Raw genomic sequence first — 24,690 nt, forward strand, 5'->3', positions numbered from 1 at the left:
TTTAACTGTTCTACCAGCTTTTGTGATCGTTAGCTTCTTTAGACAGCTTTAACACTTCAGTTTTTGCTAGCCTATCTTGAAGTGACTGCTTTTCTTTCACATCAAATAGAACCAGTAACGTACCTAGCCCGAAAAGCGAACCGACCAAACGCGTTATCAGTCGGGTCATTGTTACCGGCTCTTCTACCGTGCTGAATATGCGTAAACGCCATGCTCGCATACCTAAAGTTTGGCCACCTCGTTTCCAAAACCACAAGAAAAAACCCGCTACCCAAAGCCCTACCCAGCTTTGAATTAATAGCTTATACCCCGTAGAAGCTTGAATGAGGTCTGCTGGCTCAGCAAAGCCTTGCATATCGAGCCCGCCATTTTTAAGCATAACGATTAGCGTCACTATCATCACCATTGCTGCACACATACCTACCGCAACCGCCACGAGCACGTCATATACCATGGCAGCAAGGCGTCTAAAAAAACCTGCCCTCTCACCAAAATCATTGGCAGACTGGGTCGTATTCGGCTCAGCGCTAGCACTTTTTTCACTTTTCTCACTTTTATTGCGAACTCGTTGTTGAGATCTCGTTTTGTTTTTTGCCACGGTGTTCTCTTTTCACTACTTAGGTGCTGATATTATCACGGTGTAGTGTGACACAAGCTTGAGTTTGCATAAACACGCACACCGCTCAATTACGTGCTTTTCATATTTATTGGGTTTTAGAGCTACGCGTTTTATTAAAAAGAGGGTTAAACCTAAAAGCACTTCGAGCGTTCTGAATACACAATGAATAAGAAGCGAATAGAAGATACAGGCACGACACACAAAATGTGTGCTGGCAATTATCAGGAAGCAATGACAATTGCACAAAGCATGCTATTGTCATTCTTACTGGTTTTTGCATCTTTTAGTGCATCTAGATGCGCGCGACGATCGTTATATATTAAAAACGTGTAAGTCTTATTATGGCTAACATGGCTAACAACAATAAATAAACGTACGGCAACGGGCCTAGCTCACATAGCTGTACTCAAGGAGCCAAAATGGAACACGAAATCCTGTTTCCGCTGTTATGTAAAACTGCTGAAGGTAATAAAACCGCCTTTGCCGAGCTTTATAAAACAACCAGTTCACAACTTTACGCAGTAGCACTTAAAATGCTTAAGCGGCCAGAACTTGCGGATGAAGCAACGCAAGATGCCTACATAAAAATTTGGCACAATGCAGGAAGCTATCAACGAACTAAAGGTACGGTATTAACGTGGATGGTGAGTATTGTGCGCTATCGAGCACTCGATTTGATGCGCTACCACAATGTACGCAATGAAGTTGAGCTAACTGAAGATGCTACCGCTATTCCAGACACTCCACAGGCTTTTAAGTTAGGCGGCGAGCAGGAGAAGCTCGCCGCTTGCCTAGATGAACTCGACGGACCACAACGACAAGCTATCCACCTTGCTTACATTAATGGCTTATCTCATCAGGAGGTGGTGAATTATTTATCGTCGCCGCTAGGCACAATAAAAAGCTGGATTCGAAGAGGATTACAAAGCCTTCAAAGGTGCTTATCACTATGAATTATTTAAAAGAAGAAACGCTTAACGCGCTTGCAGCGGAATATGTGGTAGGGACACTACGAGGAAAGGCCCGCGTTCGTTATCAAAAATTGATGATGCAGTATCAAGCGGTGAGCGACGCCACTGCGCAATGGGAACAATATTTAGCGGGTTTCAACGATGCGGTTACCCCCGTTCAACCGCCAGAACGGGTATGGGATGTGATTCAACAGCGTTTGGGGCATTCAGATTCTAAGGACACATCAGCGCAAATTGTTGATTTTGAGCGTGCAAAACGCAATCGCTGGAGGGGCTTGTCTGCACTGTCTACCGCTGCTGCATTAGTACTTGCTGTGTTGCTTGTGGTCATGCAACCTTCTCCTGTTGAAGAAGTATCGCATATTGCTGTGGTGAATAACGCGGATAATACTCCACTGTGGGTGATTGAAGTATCACCAAGCACGTTGGACGTGAAAGTGACCGACGCCTTCACTGCACTTGCTAATAAAGACTACGAACTATGGATGGTTCCTGCCAATGGTGAAGCGCCGATATCACTTGGACTTATGCCTGAACTGGGCAGTGATAGTAGAAACACGCCGGACATTTTACTTGATAGCAGCATAGCCGCCCTCGCGATTAGTTTAGAAGAGCCAGGCGGCTCTAAAACTGGTTCGCCAACCGAAGTACTTTATATCGCGCCAATCTTGTCGGTATAAAATATTTTTCAACTGCTCTAAAGGCCGCATTTTTACTAATAAAAATGCGGCCTTTTCTTTTTATTTACCTTTTTTAAACAATTATTTTAATTATTTTTGCTTTTTTTGCATCTAGTAACGCATCTCACTCGTTTAACTCTATGAACTCATCAAACAGAGAGATACACAATGACAATCTTAAAACGCAAAACACTATCGGTTGCAATAGCTCTCACTTGCGCTGCCGTTACTGCTGGTGCCTTCGCATCAAGTCACAGAGAAGCGCCAAACATTACACGCGCACCTGCTGTAGACAGCACAGATTTTTACGCTTTTAACAGTTATGAAGAAGGCCGCGACGGCTACGTAACCTTTATCGCCAACTATATTCCACTGCAAGATGCTTACGGTGGTCCAAATTATTTTGCTATGGATCCAAACGCGCACTATGCCATTCACATCGATAGCGATGGTGATGCCGTTGAAGACGTAAGCTTTGTATTTAATTTCACTAACATGCTTGCTGCCGATAACGAAGGCATTGCCCTTCCGATTGGTCCAGAAGGCAACCAAAAAATGGTGAAAGTACCGCTTAAAAATATCGGCGGTATCAGCGCTGATGATTCAAGCGCGGCAAACTTCTCTGAAATGTACTCGCTAACGATGGTTTCTGGCGACATGCAGAGCGGCGAGCGCACTACATTAACGCCTTCAATGGGCGATATGTTTAAGAAGCCGCTTGATTATATTGGTAACAAAACCTTCACCAGTGAAGCTGAATATGCTCGTTATGCAGAAAGCTTTATCTACTCGTTTGCTATCCCTGGCTGTGATGACATGGCTCGCGTATTCGTAGGTCAGCGTAAAGACCCCTTTGTAGTTAACCTTGGTAAAACATTCGACTTGGTCAATTATGTACCTGTTGAAGGTGATAGTGCGCCGGGTGCTGGCGATGGAGAAGGTTTTCCTGGCGGTATTACACAAAGCGAAAACAATGATGACTTACTCGATAAAAACGTAACGTCACTTTCTGTTGAAGTACCTGCAACGTGCGTAACCGGTGATGGCAATGGCGTAATAGGCAGCTGGACTACAGCAAGCTTGCCACAGGCAACAATCCTAAACCCAGATGCAACGTTCGCAAAACCATCAGTAAGTGGTGGTGCAATGACACAGGTATCTCGTTTAGGCAGCCCGCTAGTGAATGAATTAGTTATCGGTATTGGTGACAAAGATACGTTCTCAAGTGCGCACCCAAGTGATGACGGTCAGTTCGCTGATTACGTTACTCACCCGTCGCTACCAGAACTACTCAACATCTTGTTTAAAGACGCGGTTAACACCACGCTAGGAACGGATATTGAAACATTAGCGCCAACAAATTTCCCGAGAACCGACTTGGTAACAGCGTTCCTTACTGGGTTCCCTGGTGTTAACCAGCAAGCAACGGTAACACCGTCTGAAATGCTTCGTTTAAACACGGGTATTCCAGCCACACCAGCAGCGTCACAATCGGCATTTGGTGTAGCAGGCGATGATTTAGCTGGCTTCCCGAACGGTCGTCGTCCAGGTGATGATGTTGTGGATATTGCGCTTCGCGTAGTAATGGGTCGTTTGTGCTACCCAATACCAGTAGCAGGTGAAGATACAGATCTAGGTTTGTGTGCACCTGAAGATGCAAGCGTAGGTACAGTGCCATTTACTGACGGTGCACCTGTGGATGCAAGCATGATTGATTCATCATTCCCATACCTAAGAACGCCTATTGCTGGCTCTGAGTAAGGAGCACAACTATGAATAAACCTATTGAAAAAAAATCAAATAGAAACATTCATCGAATTTGGATCGCTACATCGTTGGCACTAGCTCTATCGGGTTGTTTTGATAGTGATGATGACAACAAAGCGCCTGAAATCAATGAAGCACCTGTTGCAGTAGATGACATGCTGACAACGCAGGCAGACATTGCATTTGAAGGGACGCTTGGCGCTTCTGACCCTGAAAACGATCCACTTTCGTTTGCATTGGAAGAAGATGGTTCGTTAGGTTCAGCCGCTGTAAACGCAGACGGTAGCTTCACCTACACGCCTAACGCTCAGGTAACAGGCTCAGACAGCTTTACCTTTAGTGTTAGCGATAACTTTAATCAGAAGGTGACTGGAACCGTCACTGTGACAATTGAAGCTCAGCAACTATCAGTAACAAGCTACACCAGAGCGGCGTTTAATCAGGCCCCAACTGATGAGCCTCTTCCAGTCAATGGACGGGAGTTTACTCAGGATGCTGATGATGCAGCGTTTGACGATCTATTAATCGATTAAACTGTCTTTTATCAATTAGACTGTCTTTTATCAACTAGATTGACCAACAATCTTTTTGACAGCACGTAATAAAAGGCTGATTAATAAATCGTTGTAAAAGAGCATAACCGCAAGGCCAAGGATGGCCTTTTTTTTAGGGAATTTTCATGTTCAAACCTATACCTTCATGTGTCACTTTCTGGTCATTTTTAATCACGGCAAGCGCTTCATTACTGCTTTTAATGCCAACAATAGTTAATGCAGAACCTGAAAGTAACGACGCTACACAAGAAGTATCTAAAGACACCATCATTGCCACTTGGCAACCTACTACCACAACACTTTCTACTATTTCTGATGCAGAGAAACTTTTGACCGCAAGTCGTTTCTTATCAGCATCGGGAAATGAGCGCCAGCAAGTTACCCAGTTCGTGAATAGACTTCGTTCATCAAAGGCAGAACTTAGCTACGAGCAGCGACAGCGCCTGGTAATACTCGAAGCCAGGTTGATGCAAGGCGTACATAAATTTGATGATGCTCTTCAACATCTTAATACCATTGATACCACGCACTCTGGAGCTGCGCAGTTACTACTGGCAGATATCAACATTCAGCGAGGTCAAAGCGACAAGGCGAAACAACACTGCGAACAGCTAATGGGCAAAACCAGCTTTCTTCTTGCTTTTGGTTGTGTGTTAAATGCCGATTTCTCCATAGCGCCTTCAGAAGATGTATATAACAAGCTGCAAAAGTTTGAGCGTTACTCATCACTTACGAATGCTGAATCGATTAATGAAGCTGAATATCTATGGTATAAAGAAACCCTAGCAAGCATGGCGCTAGCACTTGAGAAGCCAAATCTTGCCGTTCAGCAGCTATCAGAGTTTACTTTATCAACGCTGCCAGTAAGTGCTTTGATAACATGGGCCGATGCCCATTATGCTACTGGGCAATATGACACTATAACGACAGTGCTTGGCCAGGAAGTCAGTGATATATCCCGCTTAGACGATGCACTGTTGTTAAGATGGGTGAAAGCACAAAAGGCCCTAAACTTAGATGACACAAAAGAGATGCGCCTTTTAAGTAAGCGCATGCAAATAAGAGCATGGCGAGAGGACACATCACATGCTGCCCAAGTAGCAAGCTATTACCTAGATGTAGATTATCAGCCACAGCTAGCGATAAAGTTTGCTCGCCTAAACTGGGAATATGCCCAAACCAAACACGATGAACATTTATTGAAACGAGCGGAACATGCCCTGAGCACGAAGGACGCAGAAGCTGCCCAAGCAACACATGTCTCTGAGGCTTCTTAGAGCTTTCAGGTCTCTCAGACATCTCAAATCACTGAGAGCTAGGGCGTTTTTACAGTTAAGCTAACGGAGTTAGAGCTAGGTTATGCAACGAGTAGTATTATTTTTCTTCATTTTTTTTAGCACACAATGCGTGTCTCATGAGTTGAGCAGTGGATATCTTACATTGAACCAGCAGGAAGCTGGCGTGTTTCAGGGCGAGTTATTACTCAAGCCAGAAGACATCGGCCAAGCCGCTAATTTAGACACTAATAATGACGGCAAGTTATTGTGGAGCGAAGTGTTAGCGAACCAACAACAGGCTGCCGCCTATATTGCCAACGCGCTACAGATAAAGCAGGGAAGCGGCAAGTGTCGTGTTACTGCTGCCCCTCCCACTACGCGTTCTATCTCCGCCGAATCTCTTGTCGTTTATCCTTTGTCGGTTAGTTGCCAAGCGCGTAATAGGGAAGACGGCAGTGAAGACAGCAGAGTAATCAGCATTAGCTACGAGGGTATTTTTGACATATCGCCAACCCATAAGCTTCTTACTACGGTAAATGTGCAAGATGAAACCCTGACATCGGTGATTGCCGAAGACAAACGCATACTGACCCTGACGCCTAAAGCACTGTCGACCACGTCGCAAATTTTTGAAATGGTATACCAAGGCATTTGGCATATTTTTATTGGTCTGGACCATATTCTCTTTCTCGTGGCGACCTTACTTACTGTGAACCTAGCTCGACATCAACGCTCATGGAAAAAAGAGGACAAGAAGCGCGATATTGTTAAAAACACGGTAATTTTAGTGAGTGCCTTCACCCTAGCTCATTCTATTACGCTTACCGCTACCGCCCTTGATATCATTACGCTAGACAGCAGATGGGTAGAGCTGGGCATTGCAATTTCCGTTATGCTAACGGCACTTAACAATATATTCCCTGTAGTATTTAGGCTCGGCTTTTTAACCTTTGGCTTTGGTCTTCTTCACGGCATGGGCTTCGCCAGCGTGTTTGCAGAATTAAACGCACAATCAAACAGCCTAGTAATGAGCGTGGCCGCATTTAATATTGGCGTTGAAGTTGGGCAGCTCGCCATAGTATCCCTACTGCTGCCCCTACTGGTATTAATGCGAAACTGGCACGTGTATGCCAAAACCATCATGCCTATCGCCTCATCAGTCATCGCGATTATTGCATTAAACTGGACTTTACAGCGCTGGTAGCCTCAAAAGAAAACGCCCCTGTTTGATATCTATTTCAAACGGGGGCGTTTCATTTTCTGTAACCTTGTTCAACCTATGCCGATTTTACAAACTCTCTAAATCGTACACGCCTTGCTTAGAAAGCTTTTCATTTAACGGCGCAATTCGCTCGTTAAATAAGGTTTGTAACTTCACCTTATATTGCTGCCATTTTGTTTCAAGGTCGTCTAACCGCTTAAGCGCGCCGGCTTGCGCTGGTGCCCCCGTGCTATCAAAGTTATCCATTAAAAAGCGCACTTGTCTGTCGAGCATATTCGGCCAATTAATGTCGTCTTCGAAGGTTTGATGTTTGGGCTGGATAACTAACGATTCCCATTCATCTATTTCACTCACAATGCTTTCGATGGATGTTGACACGTCGTTCGCTAGCATGACGTTAGACGCTGCCACATGCTTAAGCCGGTCACGGACATCACGGGCTTTTTGAAGGTGGGCGAATAATTCATTAAGCACATCTTCACTCGCCTGAATACTTTGCTCTACTTTTTGTAATTCCGCCGGCTGAGCATTTTCTCTTGGGTCGGGCAACACGTTAAAGGGGCGCGTTTGCGACACCTCGCCTACCGTGATTGTTGCCTTGTATTCCCCCGGCATGACTCTCGCGCCATTCCAGCCACCGAATAATTTTACGTTATCAATACAATTAAGGGGCTGACGACGTAAATCCCACTCAAAAGCGTTAAATCCAGCATCGGTAGGTGGATGCGTAAACTTCAGCGGACTGCGAATGTCTTCATTTCCTTTCGCGCATTTTTCAAACGCACTTGCTGAAGAAGATAACGCGCGCACCAGTTGGTTATTGGTATCAAATATATCTATACGAAGGGTTTCGTCTTCATCTAATGCCTCATTTAAGAAGTAGCGAAATGTGGCTCCTCTCGCAGGATTTTCTGCTTCTAATTGACCACTTATATTGCCTCCAGCTAGAAGGCGTATCCCATCAACTGGGCTAAACTGGAACAACGCTTCATCAACCAAGGTATTGTTAGCCTCGCGAAGTGGCGCTATGTCGTCCAATATCCAAAAGCCCCGCCCTTGAGTAGCAACCACCAAGTCATCGCCTTTCACCTTGAGGTCGGTTATTGCCACCGGCGGTAAGTTGAGCGAAAGCTTTTGCCAATTTTCACCATCATCAAAGCTGATGAACATTCCGCTTTCTGTGCCGGCAAACAACATGCCCTCTTGCTGACTATCTTCACGAACCACTCTTACAAAAGCGTCTTCCGGTAAGCCTTTATCGATGCGCGTCCAGCGTTTACCGTAATTCGTCGTTTTATAAATATACGGACTGTAGTCGTTAAGCTTGTAACCAGTAACCGCTACATAGGCTTTTCCTTCGGCATGAGGGCTTAGTTCTATGGCATTTACCTGCGCTTCTTTTTTATGGGGCGTAATATCTATCCAGTTTTTGCCTTCATCTTTAGTGAGATGCAGTTTGCCGTCATCGGCGCCAACCCAGAGTTCACCAGCATTAACAGGCGATTCAGCAATATAGAAAACCGTATTGTAATATTCAGCGCCCGCCTGCTCGTTAGTAATAGGACCGCCATTTAGCCCCTGCTTTTCAGCATCGTTACGGGTAAGATCGGGGCTAATTTCTTGCCAATTTACGCCTCTGTCCGTGGTTTTTAGTATCATCTGTGTCCCGTAATACACCGTATCAGGGTTATGTTGTGACACTAAAACTGGCGCATTCCAATTAGTGCGATACTTTTGGTCTTCTGCATTACGACCAAACACGTATTCAGGGTAAGGCATGATAGGTCGGGTTAACCCACTGCTTCTATCAAATTCAGTAAGCGTACCGTTAATAGTAGTGGCGTATATAAGCGAAGGATCGTCGGCATTAAACGCAATATGAGCGCTCTCACCACCGCCAACGGCAAACTGTTCCTCTATGCCTATGCCGCTATCGAAGGTAGCAGAGGGCGTCGCCATAGTGGTATTGTCTTGCTGGCCACCATACACATAGTAGGGTTTAAGGTTATCTGTGGTCACACGGTAAAACTGTGCGGTAGGTTGGTTATAAATGCTCGACCACGACTCTCCGCCATCAAAGGTGATGGTTGCGCCGCCATCGTTAGCGTTGATCATGTTTAAGCTATCTTCTGGGTTAATCCACATGTCATGGGTATCACCGTGAGGCAGCGACTTTATTTCAAAGGTTTTGCCACCGTCGATGGATTTGTGTAGCTGAACGTTCATCACATAAAGCGTGTTGTCGTCGTTAGGATCTACTTTGATATGATTGTAATACCACGCCCTGGCTTTCAGAATATTGTCGTCATTCAGTAATGTCCACGTTGCGCCCGCATCGTCACTGCGATACAAGCCGCCCTCATCGGCCTCAATAATAGCGTACAAACGCTTAGGATTAGAGGGTGATACATCGATACCGACTTTGCCAATGAGCGTAGGCAAGCCTTTTTCAAGTTGCTCCCATGTTTCTCCGCTATCGGTAGATTTGTATATACCGCCGCCTTCACCACCAGATTTTATAAACCAAGGGGTTCTGCCGTGATGCCACATACTGGCGTACAGTACCCTAGGGTTAGACGGATCTAAGGCTAAATCCGCTGCCCCTGTATCGCCATTCACTTTTAAAACGTGTTGCCACGTTTTGCCGCCGTCAGTGGTTTTAAAAATACCCCGCTGCTCATTAGCCGACCAAATATTGCCTTGAACTGCAGCCCAAGCAATATCTGGATTAGTGGGGTGAATACGTATTTTTGGAATTTGACCGCGACTTTCTAAACCAACGAGTTCCCACGTTTCACCGGCATCACTAGACTTATAAATTCCCTTGCCATGACTTGTGGTTACACCTCGAATAGGACCTTCGCCGGTGCCAACATAAATAACGTTATTGTCTGAGGGCGCAACGGCAATAGAACCAATGCTCCCTACAGCGAAATGTTCATCCGAAATTGGCTTCCACGACAATCCCGCATTAGTGGTTTTCCACACCCCTCCACCTGCTGTGCCCATGTAGTAAAGTTGAGGTTTTCCATCAACTCCGGCAACGGCGACAGAGCGACCGCCGCGGTATGGACCAATAAATCGGTACTCCATGTTGTCGAAAAGCTCTGCGCTGACGGTTTCTTCTAATGCACTGGTTGAAAATGATGTACTTAGTAGTGTGGTAATAGACACAACTAAAGCCACTAATGCTCGTGGTGATATCATTGTTGAACGCCTTTTTTTGTTTTCAATAAAAACTGACACGGACCGTTTTCAGCAATATTTATTTTTGGTGGGACTCTATACTGCAATGGAGTCAGGCCAAAGGCAAAGGCTTTAGAGCAGATTATCTGCTAGGTAAGGGGTTTTGAAAAAATCATTATGTATACCGAGTGTCGGCGTGAAAACAAAAGCTAGGTGAATATAGTGTCGAGCGTGGCTTTCATAACGTCTGTATTTGCTTCAAGACCAGTCCAATATTTGATACTCAAACGCCCTTGGTTTACCAGCATCTCTAACCCATTAATAGTTTGGCACCCCCTATTTTTCGCAGTTTTGAGTAGATTTGTCTCTGGAGGATTTGGGATAACATCTGCAACAACAGTGTGCGAATCCATGAGCGATAGATTAATATTAACGTGCTGGCTCGTGTGTGGATATAACCCGATAGTTGTGCAGTTCACTAGGATATCGATGTTTTGTTCTACGGCAACGGTGTGGTCCCACTCAATAAAATACGCATTCGCTGACGTATTTTGATTGATCAAACTCACCAAATCTCGGCCACGGTCAGTATTTCTATTAACAATGCCAATATTTTCTACTCCGGCTAACGCCAACTCAACGGAAATTGCTCTTGCGGCACCACCCGCGCCTAAAATTAATACCCGTTTGTCCTTGATATCTAAGATATCGGTGAGTCCTATCAAGAATCCTTTGCCGTCAGTATTCTCGCCTATATACAGGCCGTCTCTTTCTACCACTGTGTTAACCGCGCCTATTAGCTTCGCAGAATCGCCCAAACCATCGAGATGCTCGATAATCGAGACTTTATGCGGAACTGAGCAGTTAAACCCTTTCCAACCCATTGCTTTTGCGCCTTTTACGGCATCGTTTAGATTAGACGGAGAGACTTCACAGTTTATGTACCGCCAATCTATCCCCAAATCCTTATAGGCTTCTTCTATCATGACAACCGTTGGATTTTCAGATGCGCCCTGAGAAAAGGAGCCTGTTATGCTTGATAAAAAGTGTAATGACATATTTTCCTCCTGCTAAGGGTTAAGTTCTCTGTTTTGCTTTGAGGTCAAAAATAGCGTAAGACGCTACAATTAAAAAACACCCTGCCGGCACAACATAGGAAAACGCAGCACTATAGTTGTCGATAAATGAAGCCTGTAGTAGTGGTATTAATGCCCCACCAAGGATAGCCATTACAAGACCTGCTGCACCAAATTTTGCGTCATCTTTTAAACCATGTAGCGCTACCGCATAAATGGTGGGAAACATCAAAGACAGGCAAGCCGATATTCCAATTAACGCCCATATTCCATATTCATTCGGCATAGCTACCATACAGACGCAAAACGCAGAGGCCGTCATTGCCATTACTGTAAGAAGCAATGCAGGTCTAATAAAACCCATTATCCATGTCATCACAAAACGGGATACGAGAAAGACCAACATACTGTATTGAAGAACTTTGCCTCCAGATATTTCATCTCCCCCTTGCACCTCCATCACGTATTGAATGGTGAAAGTCCAAACACAAGTTTGAGCCGCAACGTTGAAAAACTGAGCCACAACACCAAAGCGATAATGACGATTTTTAAACAGTCTTTTGACCGTTGCCTTAAAATCTACTTTCGAACTAGATTCCTGCGCCTGACAGACTGTAGGCGTTTTCGTCATCGCAATTGCCAACCAAATAACGACAAGAACACAGGCAAACCCTACATAGGGCACCATTACGGCTTCCAATTCCGCACTCATCACCGCAATGATTTGCTCTGCGCTCATACTGCTTCGCTCGTCAGCCGTTGCTTGGTTTAGTTGAGGCAGAATTAGCGTTGCCGCTAAAAATACACCTAAGTTAGTACCAACGGGATTGAATGATTGAGCAAAGTTTAAACGGCGCGTTGCCGTAACTTCGCTTCCCATACGCATAACATAAGGGTTTGCTGAGGTCTCTAAAATCGATAACCCACCGGCTAAAATAAAAAGCGCAGCGAGAAAAAAGCCATACGTCATCATCTGGCTTGCCGGGTAAAACATAAACGCACCAACGATGGCACACCCCAAGCCTGTCAGAACCCCTGTTTTATAGGAAAATCGCTTGTTAATGAATGCAGCAGGGATCGCCAAACAAAAGTAAGCACCATAATAAGAAAATTGAACGAGAGCCGATTGAAGTGACGACATAGTAAAAATTTTACTGAACACTTTAACCAGCGGATCGGTCATATTTGCCGCAGTACCCCACGCTGCAAAACACACCGTAAGGAGAATAAAAGGCAATAACATATCGCGGGAAACTAAGGGGGCTTTTTGTTGCATGGGTTACGGTCGCATGTTAATTTTTGGTTAACGCATTTAAACAACAAAAAAATACCGTGTCAATAAATCAACTTTATTTATTTAATTGATTAGCTCCGGATTAACCTAATGGGCCTATTTTCATAGAGCAGCATGTACCTTGTGTGTGGTATTTTCAATCTCCCTACCGTTGAAGTAAGCATAATGACCGATAAAATAAAACCCCAGCAATCGTCTCGTAACAGCCGAGGCCAATCCGGTCTCAGGGTGCAAAATGAGCGCAAAATCATGTCTCTCATTCGTCAACATAATGCATTGCCAAAAGCCGAAATCGCCAATAAAACGGGACTTTCTGCACAAGCAGTCACGGTTATAATTAAGCGCTTAGAAGAAGAAGAGCTTTTAGTTCGAAAAACTCCACAGCGGGGCCGGGTAGGTCAACCTCTAGTGCCCTTTTCGCTGAATTCAGAGGGTGCTTTTGGTATTGGACTAAAGGTAGGAAGACGAAGCTTCGATCTGACATTAATTGACTTAAATGGCAATGTTCGCGCCACGCTTCATGAAAACTTCCAATATCCCAGCGTTACAAAATTATTATCGTTTTTAGAAAAGGGCATTGAAGCCTTAACACTAGGTTTAAGCGACAAGCTACGAGAGAGAATAATGGGTGTAGGTGTGGCAACCCCCTATGAAATATGGAGTTGGGCTGAAGAGGCTGGTGCGCCTTCTAATATTCTTGATGAATGGCGAGATTTTGATTTCACGAAAGGAATCAAGAGTATTATCAACTTGCCAGTGTATGTATGCAACGATGACACTGCAGCCTGCTCTGCAGAGTTGAGTTTCGGCAACCCCGGTCATTTTAATGATTTCATGTACGTTTTCATTGGCACCTTCATTGGTGGAGGAGTGGTTATTAACGGCTCTCTCCTCACAGGTAAAAGGGGTAACGCTGGTGCGATTGGTTCGTTGCCCCAGCCAATACTGAACAAACAAGGGCAACTTTCCTCACAGCAACTTATCATGCAATCATCGTTGTATATTCTTGAAAAGATGTTAGTCGATGCCGGCTACGATGGAAAAGCACTTTGGCAATCCAGTGAATATTGGGGAGAGCTAGGCTCAACCCTTGACGGCTGGATAGACAAAGTGGCTGATGGTCTCGCTTATGCAGCATTGTGCTCGATGGCTATTTTTGATTTTGAAGCTATTGTTATTGACGGCGCGATCCCTGTCTCAGTTCGAGAAAAGATAATTAGGGCTACCGCTGAGAAGATCAGTGTAGCCGATACTAGAGGCCTATCTCCTTGCCAAATAGTGAATGGTACTATCGGCGGTAAAGCTCAATCCATCGGATGCGCTAACCTACCGTTATTAGTCAACTTTTCTCAAGACAGCCAAAACTTATTTAACTAAGCCTTTAACCTCTCTTATTGACTACCGGCAAGCCGCATAACGCGGCTTGTTTTCTTTGTATTTTCCACCAATGTCAAAACTGTCGCGATAACGAAAAATAAATTAGTTCAAAAAATATTAAATAATATTAGTTGATTTATTAATTTCATTAATCTACATTTCGTTAACAATCTTGTTACCACTGTTAACACAAAGGCATATTTTCAATTAACAGGATTTACTAACACTAAGAAATCAATCTTAAGAGGGACACACTATGAAATGCTCAACCAAAATTACACTTATCGCGGCCGCCGTCACTGCGTCTATTTCACAGTCATCCATAGCACAAACCGCCGAGGAAGAAGCCAGTAAACCTAGCAGTTTAGATTTTGAACAAATTATTGTTACCGGTACGTCTCGACCAAAAGAGAAAATTGAATCTACTAATGCTATGACAACGTTTGGTGAAGAAAAACTAGAGCGTTTGGCGCCTTACAGTGTGGGTGAGTTGGTAAGAAGCATTCCAGGATTTCATGCAGAAGACACGGGGGGTGAAACAGGTAACAACGTGGCTCCTCGTGGTTTTCCTCTTTCAACGCAAACTGAATTTACCGCTCTACTTCGCGATGGCATGACGGTCTTTTATAACCAAGATGTATTATTTACGCAAAACGACCGTTTTACTCGCCTTTCTAATTTCATAGGTAATGTCGAAGCCATTAGAGGTGGTGCCTCCTCCATTTTCGTCGGTAGTGCACCAGCCGGGTTCATCAACTTCTTATCACGTGAAGGCGGTGATGATACTGAGGGAGATGTATTTTTTGAAACTAACAGCAACAATCGTTTAGGGGCACAGGCGTGGGTGAGCGGCTCGATTAACGAGCAAACTGTGTACGCCATTGGCGGGTGGTATCGAAAAGGCGATTCTGCTCGCGACCCGGGCTATACCGCCAACCAAGGTGGAGAGCTAAACGCTAATGTAAAATACTTTTTCGAAGACGCGAGCGGCTTTACCCGGTTCGAGTTTAATAAACAAAACGATAAGTCATTTTTCTTTATTCCCCAACCACTGACAGGCTCTACAACTGATGCTCAAACGATCCCTGGAGGTATGGATATACGTGACGGCACTACAGGCAACTCTGCAGGTGCGCGCCTGCTGCGCTTGGCGAACACGCCTAGTGGCGACATAGATTTAGATGTTACCGACGGTAACTTCGCCGACGTAACTTACTTCGGTAATACGACGGAAGTAGAGCTTAATGATGCTTGGACGTTTTCAAACCAAGTTCGCTACACGGATATGCTGACAACGTTTACAGGCATAATTAATGTTGGCAATGCTGAATCACTTTCTGGCAAAGCACAGGCTATTTTCGATAACAACGAGCAGGCACTTGCCGACGCGGTATTTGGTGGTGAATTAAATTATCGTGTCGTCGACGCTGGTACCGGATTTGAGTTAGCGAACAACAGTAATGTTGATAGCTTTAACACCAATGGTTTTGGTATTAATGCTGGATTCTGGCATCGCCGTTTTGAAGGGGACAACTTACAAAACGAAACAAAAATGCGCCATATTTATGAGGGTTTTGATGAGGGTACATTCTATTCTACTTTCGGTTTGTTCGTATCGAATATAAATGGACATGTCACTGACTATCGTATTAACACACTGCAATCTGTTGAGCCGTTGCCACAACGCCTCGATATCGCCTTCATAGATGCCGAAGGAAATGATATTGCAAGTGGAACCTATAAAGGCATACAAGCCGGTTCTCATGGTTTTGCTAACATTGTTTACAATGAGTCAACCATTGCGCCTTATGCAGACTTTGAATATGAGATTAATGATTTAACCTTAAACCTTGGTGCGCGATATGAAACATTGAGAGCCAATGGTGAAGCGGAAAATCCGGGGAATTATGAAATTAGCAGCTTTACAACCGACTCGGATACGGTGAATGGCAATATCATTCTTCCCTTTGGTGCAGGGACATACAGAAATTTTGATGTTGAATACAACGAATTAGCGTGGACAGTCGCCGCAAACTACATAGTCAATGAAGATTTTGCTGTATTTACGCGATATGCAGATGGCTTCCGTATGCCAGATGTAGACAAATACATGGCGATTACGGACCTTTCAAGTCAAGAGGAGATAGACGAGTTTAATCGCTCTGAACGTCGAGAAACACAGCCGGCATCCACAGTAATGGCCGAACTGGGCTTTAAATATAACTCAGGCGACGTTGCAGCGTTCTTAACAGGTTATTATGCTGCGGCAGACGATCTTTTCTTTAACGTTCCTACGGTGGTAAATAATCAGGTAGTACAACGCCAAGCATTCCGCAATACCGAAACGTTGGGTCTTGAGGCTGAATTTAATCTGCAAGTAACAGAAGGATGGAGCGTTGGATTGTCTGCCACGTATCAAGATCCAGAATTTGTTAATACCCCTGCAGCCGAATTTATTAATAGCGATGGTAATGTTGATACAGTAGATATCAATGGCAATATGCCAGTGCGAGTACCCAAGCATTTTGGACAGCTTACTAGTAGCTATGAATTCGAAGATTTTGCTTGGGGCGTAGCAAGTATCAACGCGACTTACTCATGGAGTGGTAAACGCTATGCGGACGACGCGAATACTGCAGAACTGCCATTTTACGGAATGCTAAACTTAGGCTTCGCTATTGAAAATGAAGATGGCTACTACCTTCGGGCTGATGTGAAAAATGTTAATAATTCTGAAGGCTTATCTGAAGGTGATCCTCGAGCAGGTGAAACAGTTGCAGGCCAAAGTACAACATTTAACGCACGAGTAGTGCTACCTCGTACCTTTACAGTGAGCGTGGGTAAGCGTTTCTAAAGTAAGTTTCGCAAAAATAGTAGCCTGCCTGTTAGGCAGGCTACTTATCTTTAAATTCCCGTTAATATCCCTTCTTAATATCCCCACTTATTATCCCCACTTATTATCCCCACTTATTATCGCCACTTATTATCGCCATAGCGGCCATCGCTACTTTCCAACCAACAATAAAACTATGAATTTAACTCATATAAAAATGAAATTAAGTCATTTTTATTCATGGTTTTAATTGCGTATAACATGGTTATTGTTTTCAGCACCAAACATAGAGCCAACACCGCGATGACTAACGAATTTGAATTTACTATCACTCGTACTCGTTTTGATGAAGACTATCAGCCTTCTGACCATACTCGAGTAACCACCAATTTCGCTAATTTAGCGAGGGGCAAGCAGCGAAAAGCTAACCTGCGCAATGCACTGCAAATGATAGACAATCGATTTAACGCACTTGCTACTTGGGATAATGCTGCTGCAGATAGATACACTGTTGAGCTTGATATCATATCGGTTGATGTGGATGTCGAAGGCAACGGAGAGAGCTTTCCAACCATTGAAATTCTTCAAACCAATATTGTTGACACAAAAACGGGCAAACGCTCGCAAGGTATTGTTGGCAATAACTTCTCATCGTATATACGCGATTACGACTTCAGTGTGGTGCTGTCTAATCACAACAAAGGACAGTCGCATTTCAGTGTGCCTGATGACTTTGGCGAGCTGCACGGAAAACTATTCCAGCACTTCGTACACTCTGAGGCCTACAAAGCGCAGTTTACGAAGTCGCCGGTAATATGCATCAGCGTGTCAGACAACAAGGTGTATCACAGAGCAGAAAATGAACACCCCGTTTTAGGCGTAGAATACACCCCTAACGAAACCTCATTAACCGAAAGTTATTTTAAAAAGATGGGACTGAACGTGCGCTATTTTATGCCGCCTAATAGCGTCGCCCCCTTTGCCTTTTATTTCTTTGGCGACCTGCTAAACGACTACACCAATTTAGAGCTTATTAGCACTATTAGCACAATGGAGACGTTTCAAAAGATTTATCGGCCTGAAATATATAACGCGAACGCTATCGCGGGTAAACATTATCAACCGAATCTCAATCATCAAGATCATTCCATTACCCGAATTGTTTACGACAGAGCCGAACGCTCTCAACTAGCGGTGGAACAAGGCAAGTTTGTAGAGGAAAAGTTTATTAAACCCTATCAAACCGTGCTGACCCAATGGTCACGACAATGCGCTTGGTAAAGGCAGGGCTGCCTTGTGCCAGCTAGCTCGCTGTCGATTTTCTCATTTTCACTATTTCTGTAGCCGCTTTAGTTTTCTAAAGATTTAAGTTTTCTATGGGAATAGCTCAACTAGGTTATTATTCAAAAATACATTATGAAAACACTATTACCCACTTCCACCTCAGGCAGTCTTCCTAAACCCGCATGGCTAGCGCAGCCTGAACAGCTTTGGTCACCGTGGAAACTAGCGCAAGATATTTTGCCTGAGGGCAAGCACGATGCGTTAAAACTGTCCCTGCACGAACAGCAGTGCGCCGGCATTGATATCGTGTGTGACGGAGAGCAAACTCGTCAGCACTTTGTTACCACCTTTATCGAACACTTAAGCGGTGTGGATTTTGAGAATCGAGAAACGGTGACAATTCGCAATCGCTATGAAGCCAGCGTACCAAGGGTGATTGATGCCGTTAAACGCACTCGCCCCGTATTTGTGGAAGATGCCAGGTTTCTTAGAAGCCAAACATCTCAACCCATTAAATGGGCCCTACCCGGCCCAATGACTATGATTGATACGTTATATGACGCTCACTACAAAAGCCGGGAAAAGCTGGCATGGGAGTTCGCTAAAATTCTGAACCAAGAGGCCAAAGAATTAGAAGCGGCAGGCGTCGATATCATTCAATTTGATGAACCTGCTTTCAATGTGTTCTTCGATGACGTTAACGAATGGGGTGTGGCTGCTTTAGAGCGCGCAATTGAAGGGCTTAAGTGCGAGACTGCGGTGCACATATGCTACGGCTATGGCATAAAAGCGAATACAGATTGGAAAAAAACCTTGGGAGAAGAATGGCGTCAGTACGAAACCATTTTTCCAAAGCTTCAAAAATCAAACATCGATATCATTTCACTGGAATGCCACAACTCTAAGGTTCCGCTGGAGCTGATGGAGCTTATCCGCGGTAAAAAAGTGATGGTCGGCGCGATAGATGTAGCCAACCATGATATTGAAACCCCTGAGGAAGTAGCCACTACGTTAAGAAAAGCACTGAAATTTGTGGATGCAGACAAATTGTATCCCTGCACCAATTGTGGAATGGCCCCGTTACCTCGTCATATAGCTCGCGCAAAGTTAAGCGCACTGGCAGCAGGTGCCGAACTCGTGCGGCGAGAGCTACTGAAATAACAGCTAAGCGGTCAGTACGCTGCGAAGTAAATCGTACAAAACCGTGAGTTTTACAGGCTTAGCCAAATGCGCATTAAACCCGACCTTGGCGTAGTGCGCTATGTCTGTGCTCATTACATTTGCAGTAAGTGCTATAACGGGAACACTCTGATTTAGCTTTTGTATTTCAGCAAATGCCTGAAGTCCGTCCATTTCAGGCATTTGGATATCCATTAGCACTAGATCAGGTGTATTTTTTGAAAACTGCTCAAGTGCCTCAACCCCATTTTTAGCAAAATGTAACTTTGCCTGAGTCTGCGCTAGCATAGATTCGATAACAAGGGTGTTTATATCGTTGTCTTCGGCAATAAGAATTGTCTTACCTGATAGATTAGGAGCATCGTCCGTTTGGGAAGCAGTTTTTTTGCCTTCTAAGTTTGCGTGCTCAAGGGGTAAGGTTACCGTAATTGTTGTACCCTGATTAGGAACGCTATCAACTTCAATGTTGCCCCCCATCATTTGAACCAGACTAACAGTGATTGACATACCCAATCCTGTGCCACCAAATTTACGAGTTGTGGATGAGTCAGCCTGAGTAAAACGTTCAAATATCCGTGCCTGCGCTTCTTCAGACATGCCAATACCCGTATCCTTTACGGTGAAACGTAACGCGTCTGAAGAATAAGAACTGTCGTTCATCAATGCTATGCTGACTTGCCCCGATTTGGTGAATTTAACGGCATTGGCGCACAGGTTAAGAAGAATTTGCCTCACCCTCACTACATCGCCTTTCCACCCATCAACAAAATCTTTGCTTATACTGGATTTTAACGCTATTTGTTTTTCAGTGGCTTCTAGGCTTAATTCTGAGTGCACATGCTCCATCACATCACACATTGAAAAAGGCTGCTTTTCTAACGTCAGCTGGTTAGCTTCAATCTTCGAATAATCCAGAATATCGTTGATGATTGTAAGCAAACTCGTCGCAGAGAAGTTTGCTTTTGATATAAGCTTCTGTGATTTTGAATCTAAGTTTGAGCGTTCTAACAACTGAAGCGTTCCGAGCACGCCATTCATCGGGGTTCTTATTTCATGACTCATATTGGCCAGAAAGTCACTTTTAGCTTTAGTGGCCTGCTCGGCTTTAAGCTTTGCTTCTTGCAGTTTTTTTGATGCTTTCTCGCTATCGGTTACATCTTGAAACGTGCCAAACAATCTTGTACATTTATCTTCGACGAATTCTGCCTCGCCCTTCGTGACGACCCAACGACGCTGTCCCTTCATCGTTGTTATCTGTGCTTTGAGATCCCACGGTTTTCCTTGCCTAATAGCCGATTCTACTGCTTTCATTAATTCGTTTCGGTGTTCGCCAGCGGTATAGAAGTTAAACGCCTCTTCAAATGTTGGTTGGTAATGCTCGGGAGCTTCGTGAATTTGCCGAGTCTGGTCGCTCCATTCCACATTGTTACGGTTAAGGTCGACTTTCTCCAAAATACTATTTTTAATTTTAGTCTTTTTTGTTTCTAAACTTTCGACGTTGATAGACCAAGAGCCTATCTTCCCTACGTTCTCTAGTTTTGCGAGGGTCGATGCTTTTGATTTTAACTGTTCAAGCACTTCTCTTCTTGAGATTTCTGAACCTAACCACTGAGCAAATAACTCGATAAACTCATAGCTTTCTGACTCAAACCGGTCGACAGGTTTAGCAGCAGAGAAATTAATGGTGCCAAATACCGTGTTATCAGTAATTATTGGGGCAGCGAGATACGCCTCAAGCTTTTGTGCTTCGTAGCAGGGGTGGCTAGCAATTTCTGAAAAGCCTACGTGGTTAAACCCAACCACTTTGTTTCTATTAATTGTGTAATGACAATAGGTTAAGCCAAGGTCGAAATGCATTCCGGCATCAAGACCATCAACATTATTAACAGTTCTAAATACCGTATAATCATCATCCACGATTTGACTCACAATACCAACTTCCAAGCCAAACAGGTCGAGACCAAAGCGCAGTAGTGCATCCACTTTCTCATCAAAATCTAACGACTGATTAGATACGATATTGTGGAAGTTTCGTAGTGGGTTCACTTTTTCCGCTTTCATTGAGGGCCTTCCATTGAATTGAACTTCACGCGGGGTAAATACTGTTTTAAGTGTGTGCTTTTCAGGCTGGGAAATGTTCATCGTTGATACTAGCTACCGTGCGATACATCGTAAATAAGAGTTCCAGTGGCCTTAACAAACCTACTAGCGTTTTAAACGAGCTGATTGGATCAGACAGCAATCTTGATGTAACAGCACTGGTGTAGTGTTTAAAATGTGAGCATAACACCTGCCCACCAGCTTCCCTATTCCCAATAAGTATAGATATGGCCTTTAATGTCACTCATAAGACCACATTGTGAGACCTTTGTTTAAGCGTGATGTTATTTGCACTCAATGTATAAACTTTCAACACTTGAAGGTAATTCACGAAAAAAAGTGTTGTATGCGCGCGCTGCATCGCTATAATGCATCGCATTGGCGCTTAGCCATTACAATGTGATGCCAGAGTGATGAAATTGGTAGACATGACGGATTCAAAATCCGTTGCTAGAAATAGCGTGCCGGTTCAAGTCCGGCCTCTGGTACCATTCTCTAAACCAACTTTTTAGTTGGTTTTTTTGTATCTGCGGTTTGATTAATCGGCACGCTGGAGTACCGTCCGAGTGTCGGCCCAGTCGAAGTCCGGCCTCTGGTACCATTCTCTTTAAATAGAGAGCAAACCGACTTTGAGTCGGTTTTTTTGTGCCTGCGATTTGGGTAAACGGCACGCTAGCGCACCGTCCGAGTGTCGGCCCATTGCGTAGCGATCAATCAGCTCCCCGGCTTTTGGCACCATTCTCGTTAATTAAAGAGCAAACCGACTTTAAGTCGTTTTTTTTGTATCTGCGGTTTGAGCAAACGGCGCGCTGGCGTGCCGTTCTTATGCATTTCTCTAGCCTATTCAGCGCTGCCCAGGCCGATACGTTTCCTCGGCATTCGCCGTAATATCTTCATCGTAAAAATAAACATCTCGCAGTTTGCCTGATGCGTATACAGCAGCTTGGTCATTGTAATGTGGAGAACTCGGATCGTTACTTAAGCCACCAGCGGTAATTGCCTTAGCTTTTAACTTTTCACCAAACTCGACCGCTGCAACAAAACTGTTTCCCCGCGTGCCGTAAATACGCTTTGTCTCGCCTTGGCCGTAGTTTTGCCCATAGGCCGCTAACGCTCCCCAACGACCAGATGCGAAACCAACGGGTAAGCTGGGGGCGTTGTCGTCAAAGTGCTGTCGAATATCAGGGCTTATTCGCTGGAAGCGATTTATCTCGCCCCATGGCGTTTGCCACGAGCCGAAATCGGCCTTAAGTTTATTTACTGCCGCGCTTAAAGACATCAATCGCTCTTCATGTGATGCCGCACTTTCCATATAGGTATAGACATTAAGTCCCGCGCTTCGCGCTTTACCGCGCACCGACTTCATAAAGTCCATAGCCCAATAAACGGCAACGGAAGTAGGCACGCTCTCAACGCCACTGCGATTATCCCATGTTTGTAATGCTGCTATAGGTGCTGCCAATGACTTCTTTCGTGGGTCGGAGGTTGGCAGTGAATTGAAGGCTTCGAACAAGGGTGGTAGCAACACATCAAAGCCAGTTAGGTGGCTATCGTAAGCGGCATTAATAAGACTATCGACGTCAAAATTAGTCGTATTTTTGAGTAAATTAATGGCGTGAATACCGCGATAGTTTTCAGTAGTACCCGAATAATACGCAGGATAATCCGCCTTTTTAGGGCTGAACTCTGCCGCCGCGCTGTAAGGCCAGTTATTGGTATTTTGAATCCAGCCATTACCCGGGTTTTTAATATGGATATGCTCTTCTAATGGATGAACACCTTGCCAATCTGTCGCGGGGTTACTTCCATCTACTGGTTGAGTAAAATCAAAAGCCGTATCTCGACGAGGTACAAAATTACCGTGGAAGTAAGCAATAGTGCCATCGGCGTCAGCATATACCGTGTTGTTAGACGAGTTTGTTAAGCCTTTCATAGCCGCATAAAACTCATCGTAATTTTGCGCTTTTGTGCGCGAATAAGACTGTATCAACGCTTTAACTGGCTCTTCCATCAAGCGCACCGACACCCACTTGCCGTTATGAGAACGCACAATTGGCCCACGATGGGTAAAGTAAGCGGTCACTTGCTTTTGCTTCATGCTGCCATCTTTGGCTTTAAAGGGAAGTTCAATGAGTCGTGTTTCGAGTTTACGCTGCTCGTTGCCGTATTGATAATACAGAGCGTCATCTTTTTCGATGACTGTCTCAGCGTATTCGTCTATTACATCTACGTAGGTTGATGTATGCATCCACCCCACTCGCTCGTTAAAGCCCTGGTAGATAAAGAATTGCCCCCACGTAGATGCCCCATAGGCATTTAACCCTTCTTCTGATTGCACATGCGCCTCGTGCCTAAAATAAAAACTGGTATGTGGGTTTACTAAAAGAAGTGCATTACCGTTTTTCGTACGACTCGGTGCAATGGCAAAACCGTTCGACCCCCCCGGCTCTGCGTTTAACGCCTCAGGTGCATTTACTGAGTCTGGCACAGAGGATATGTTTGCCATATCATCACCGTAAAATTCGGCCAATCGAGCCATGTTTACGCCCCGCTCAATATCGCCACCAATACTGCCCTCACTAAAGGTGAGCGCCATCCACGGTTCAAAACGCGTTATTACTTTGGGTTTTACCTCGGGATGCGTGTAAAGGTAATAATTTAGGCCATCGGCAAACGCGACCATTAATTTTTTAAGCCACTCAGGGCTTTCTTCATACTGCTTTTTAATTTGCTTAGGCTGAATAAACATCTTCATGCGAAGGTCTCGGTATAGTTCATCCTCGCCGAGATCTTCAGCTAAACGGCCCATGGCATTAATGTAATTGCGCTCTATTCGATTAAAGTCGTCTTCGGCCTGGGCATAGAGCATTCCAAACACTGCATCTGCATCAGTTTTCCCTTTAATATGGGGAATGCCCCAGTTATCGCGGGTAATAGTCACGTTCTTTGCCGTTGCTTCCCAGCGCAAGACGTCCCTTGATTGATTATCAATTTCCTGATCAACTGCGGGCGTCTTATTATCCGACGAGCACGCGGAAATAAACATAGTCACAAATACAGCAAAACAAACCGACAGGCACTTCATGTGCTTTTCCTTATTTTTAGTTGTAAGCAAAACCTACTACTCATTAATTCAACTGTAAAGAAAGCCCCCAGTATTGATGTGTAAAGTGCCCTCAATGTTGATTAAAGCGCCAGCGGCTTAGATTAAAAAGCCCGCGGCGCTGATTTTTATGAGCATTATTGGCTTTGCTGCAAAGGGCTTAGCCTA

At 44.5% G+C, this 24,690-nt stretch carries 16 protein-coding genes and 1 tRNA gene; 11 read left to right on the forward strand and 6 right to left on the reverse strand.

The annotated features are described in order from the left end of the window. Window positions 1–10: 10 nt before the first annotated feature. On the reverse strand, window positions 11–454 hold the full coding sequence (locus AC27HD_RS09920; RefSeq protein WP_203565055.1) for an RDD family protein: 444 nt from the start codon (window positions 452–454) through the stop codon (window positions 11–13). 584 nt (window positions 455–1,038) lie between these two features. Here AC27HD_RS09920 and AC27HD_RS09925 point away from each other — a divergent pair. The 6 genes from AC27HD_RS09925 (at window position 1,039) to AC27HD_RS09950 (ending at window position 7,072) form a co-directional block, all read left to right on the forward strand. Continuing rightward, window positions 1,039–1,572, forward strand: a complete 534-nt coding sequence (locus AC27HD_RS09925) for an RNA polymerase sigma factor (protein WP_163104344.1) — start codon at window positions 1,039–1,041, stop codon at window positions 1,570–1,572. Further along, a complete protein-coding gene (locus tag AC27HD_RS09930; protein WP_487105432.1) occupies window positions 1,569–2,270 on the forward strand; it encodes an anti-sigma factor in 702 nt (233 codons plus the stop codon). The genes AC27HD_RS09925 and AC27HD_RS09930 overlap by 4 nt, the downstream gene beginning before the upstream one ends. 168 nt (window positions 2,271–2,438) lie before the next feature. Further along, window positions 2,439–4,031, forward strand: a complete 1,593-nt coding sequence (locus AC27HD_RS09935; protein ID WP_487105434.1) for a DUF4331 domain-containing protein — start codon at window positions 2,439–2,441, stop codon at window positions 4,029–4,031. 11 nt (window positions 4,032–4,042) lie between these two features. Further along, window positions 4,043–4,570 (forward strand): Ig-like domain-containing protein, encoded by a 528-nt coding sequence (locus AC27HD_RS09940; RefSeq protein WP_487105436.1) that lies wholly within the window; start codon window positions 4,043–4,045, stop codon window positions 4,568–4,570. Between the two features lie 146 nt (window positions 4,571–4,716). Next, window positions 4,717–5,868: a hypothetical protein gene (locus AC27HD_RS09945; protein ID WP_487105438.1), complete on the forward strand. Its 1,152-nt coding sequence runs from the start codon at window positions 4,717–4,719 to the stop codon at window positions 5,866–5,868. A gap of 82 nt (window positions 5,869–5,950) precedes the next feature. Beyond that, a complete protein-coding gene (locus AC27HD_RS09950; RefSeq protein WP_487105439.1) occupies window positions 5,951–7,072 on the forward strand; it encodes a HupE/UreJ family protein in 1,122 nt (373 codons plus the stop codon). Window positions 7,073–7,156: 84 nt separating this feature from the next. On the opposite strand, the gene AC27HD_RS09955 is transcribed toward AC27HD_RS09950, so the two are convergent. The 3 genes from AC27HD_RS09955 to fucP form a co-directional block, all read right to left on the reverse strand. Next, window positions 7,157–10,297 carry a WD40/YVTN/BNR-like repeat-containing protein gene (locus AC27HD_RS09955; RefSeq protein ID WP_487105441.1) on the reverse strand — a complete coding sequence of 1,047 codons (3,141 nt, stop codon included), beginning with the start codon at window positions 10,295–10,297 and terminating at the stop codon, window positions 7,157–7,159. 188 nt (window positions 10,298–10,485) lie between these two features. After that, complete coding sequence (gene aroE, locus AC27HD_RS09960; protein ID WP_487105443.1) at window positions 10,486–11,334, reverse strand: shikimate dehydrogenase; 849 nt, start codon at window positions 11,332–11,334, stop codon at window positions 10,486–10,488. Window positions 11,335–11,353: 19 nt separating this feature from the next. Further along, entirely contained in the window at window positions 11,354–12,628 is a 1,275-nt protein-coding gene (gene fucP / locus AC27HD_RS09965; RefSeq protein ID WP_487105445.1) for an L-fucose:H+ symporter permease, read from the reverse strand. Between the two features lie 183 nt (window positions 12,629–12,811). On the opposite strand from fucP, the gene AC27HD_RS09970 reads away from it, so the two are divergent. From AC27HD_RS09970 to AC27HD_RS09985, 4 genes are all read left to right on the forward strand, one after another. Beyond that, the gene (locus AC27HD_RS09970) at window positions 12,812–14,023 is read left to right on the forward strand and encodes an ROK family transcriptional regulator (RefSeq protein ID WP_487105447.1); all 1,212 of its coding nucleotides are present in this window, start codon (window positions 12,812–12,814) and stop codon (window positions 14,021–14,023) included. 256 nt (window positions 14,024–14,279) lie between these two features. Next, window positions 14,280–16,877 (forward strand): TonB-dependent receptor, encoded by a 2,598-nt coding sequence (locus tag AC27HD_RS09975; protein ID WP_487105449.1) that lies wholly within the window; start codon window positions 14,280–14,282, stop codon window positions 16,875–16,877. A gap of 282 nt (window positions 16,878–17,159) precedes the next feature. Further along, window positions 17,160–18,137: a DUF1852 domain-containing protein gene (locus AC27HD_RS09980; protein ID WP_487105451.1), complete on the forward strand. Its 978-nt coding sequence runs from the start codon at window positions 17,160–17,162 to the stop codon at window positions 18,135–18,137. Between the two features lie 135 nt (window positions 18,138–18,272). Next, window positions 18,273–19,301, forward strand: a complete 1,029-nt coding sequence (locus AC27HD_RS09985; protein WP_487105453.1) for a methionine synthase — start codon at window positions 18,273–18,275, stop codon at window positions 19,299–19,301. Between the two features lie 3 nt (window positions 19,302–19,304). On the opposite strand, the gene AC27HD_RS09990 is transcribed toward AC27HD_RS09985, so the two are convergent. After that, window positions 19,305–21,380, reverse strand: coding sequence for an ATP-binding protein (locus AC27HD_RS09990; protein ID WP_487105455.1), 2,076 nt, complete (start codon window positions 21,378–21,380; stop codon window positions 19,305–19,307). A 443-nt stretch (window positions 21,381–21,823) separates the two neighbouring features. Here AC27HD_RS09990 and AC27HD_RS09995 point away from each other — a divergent pair. After that, window positions 21,824–21,910 (forward strand) — tRNA-Leu (locus AC27HD_RS09995). 353 nt (window positions 21,911–22,263) lie between these two features. Here the strand turns inward: AC27HD_RS09995 and AC27HD_RS10000 are convergent. After that, window positions 22,264–24,504 carry a penicillin acylase family protein gene (locus AC27HD_RS10000; protein WP_487105457.1) on the reverse strand — a complete coding sequence of 747 codons (2,241 nt, stop codon included), beginning with the start codon at window positions 24,502–24,504 and terminating at the stop codon, window positions 22,264–22,266. Window positions 24,505–24,690: the final 186 nt, after the last annotated feature.

This window comes from Alteromonas sp. 4NS20-0143, assembly GCF_057542855.1.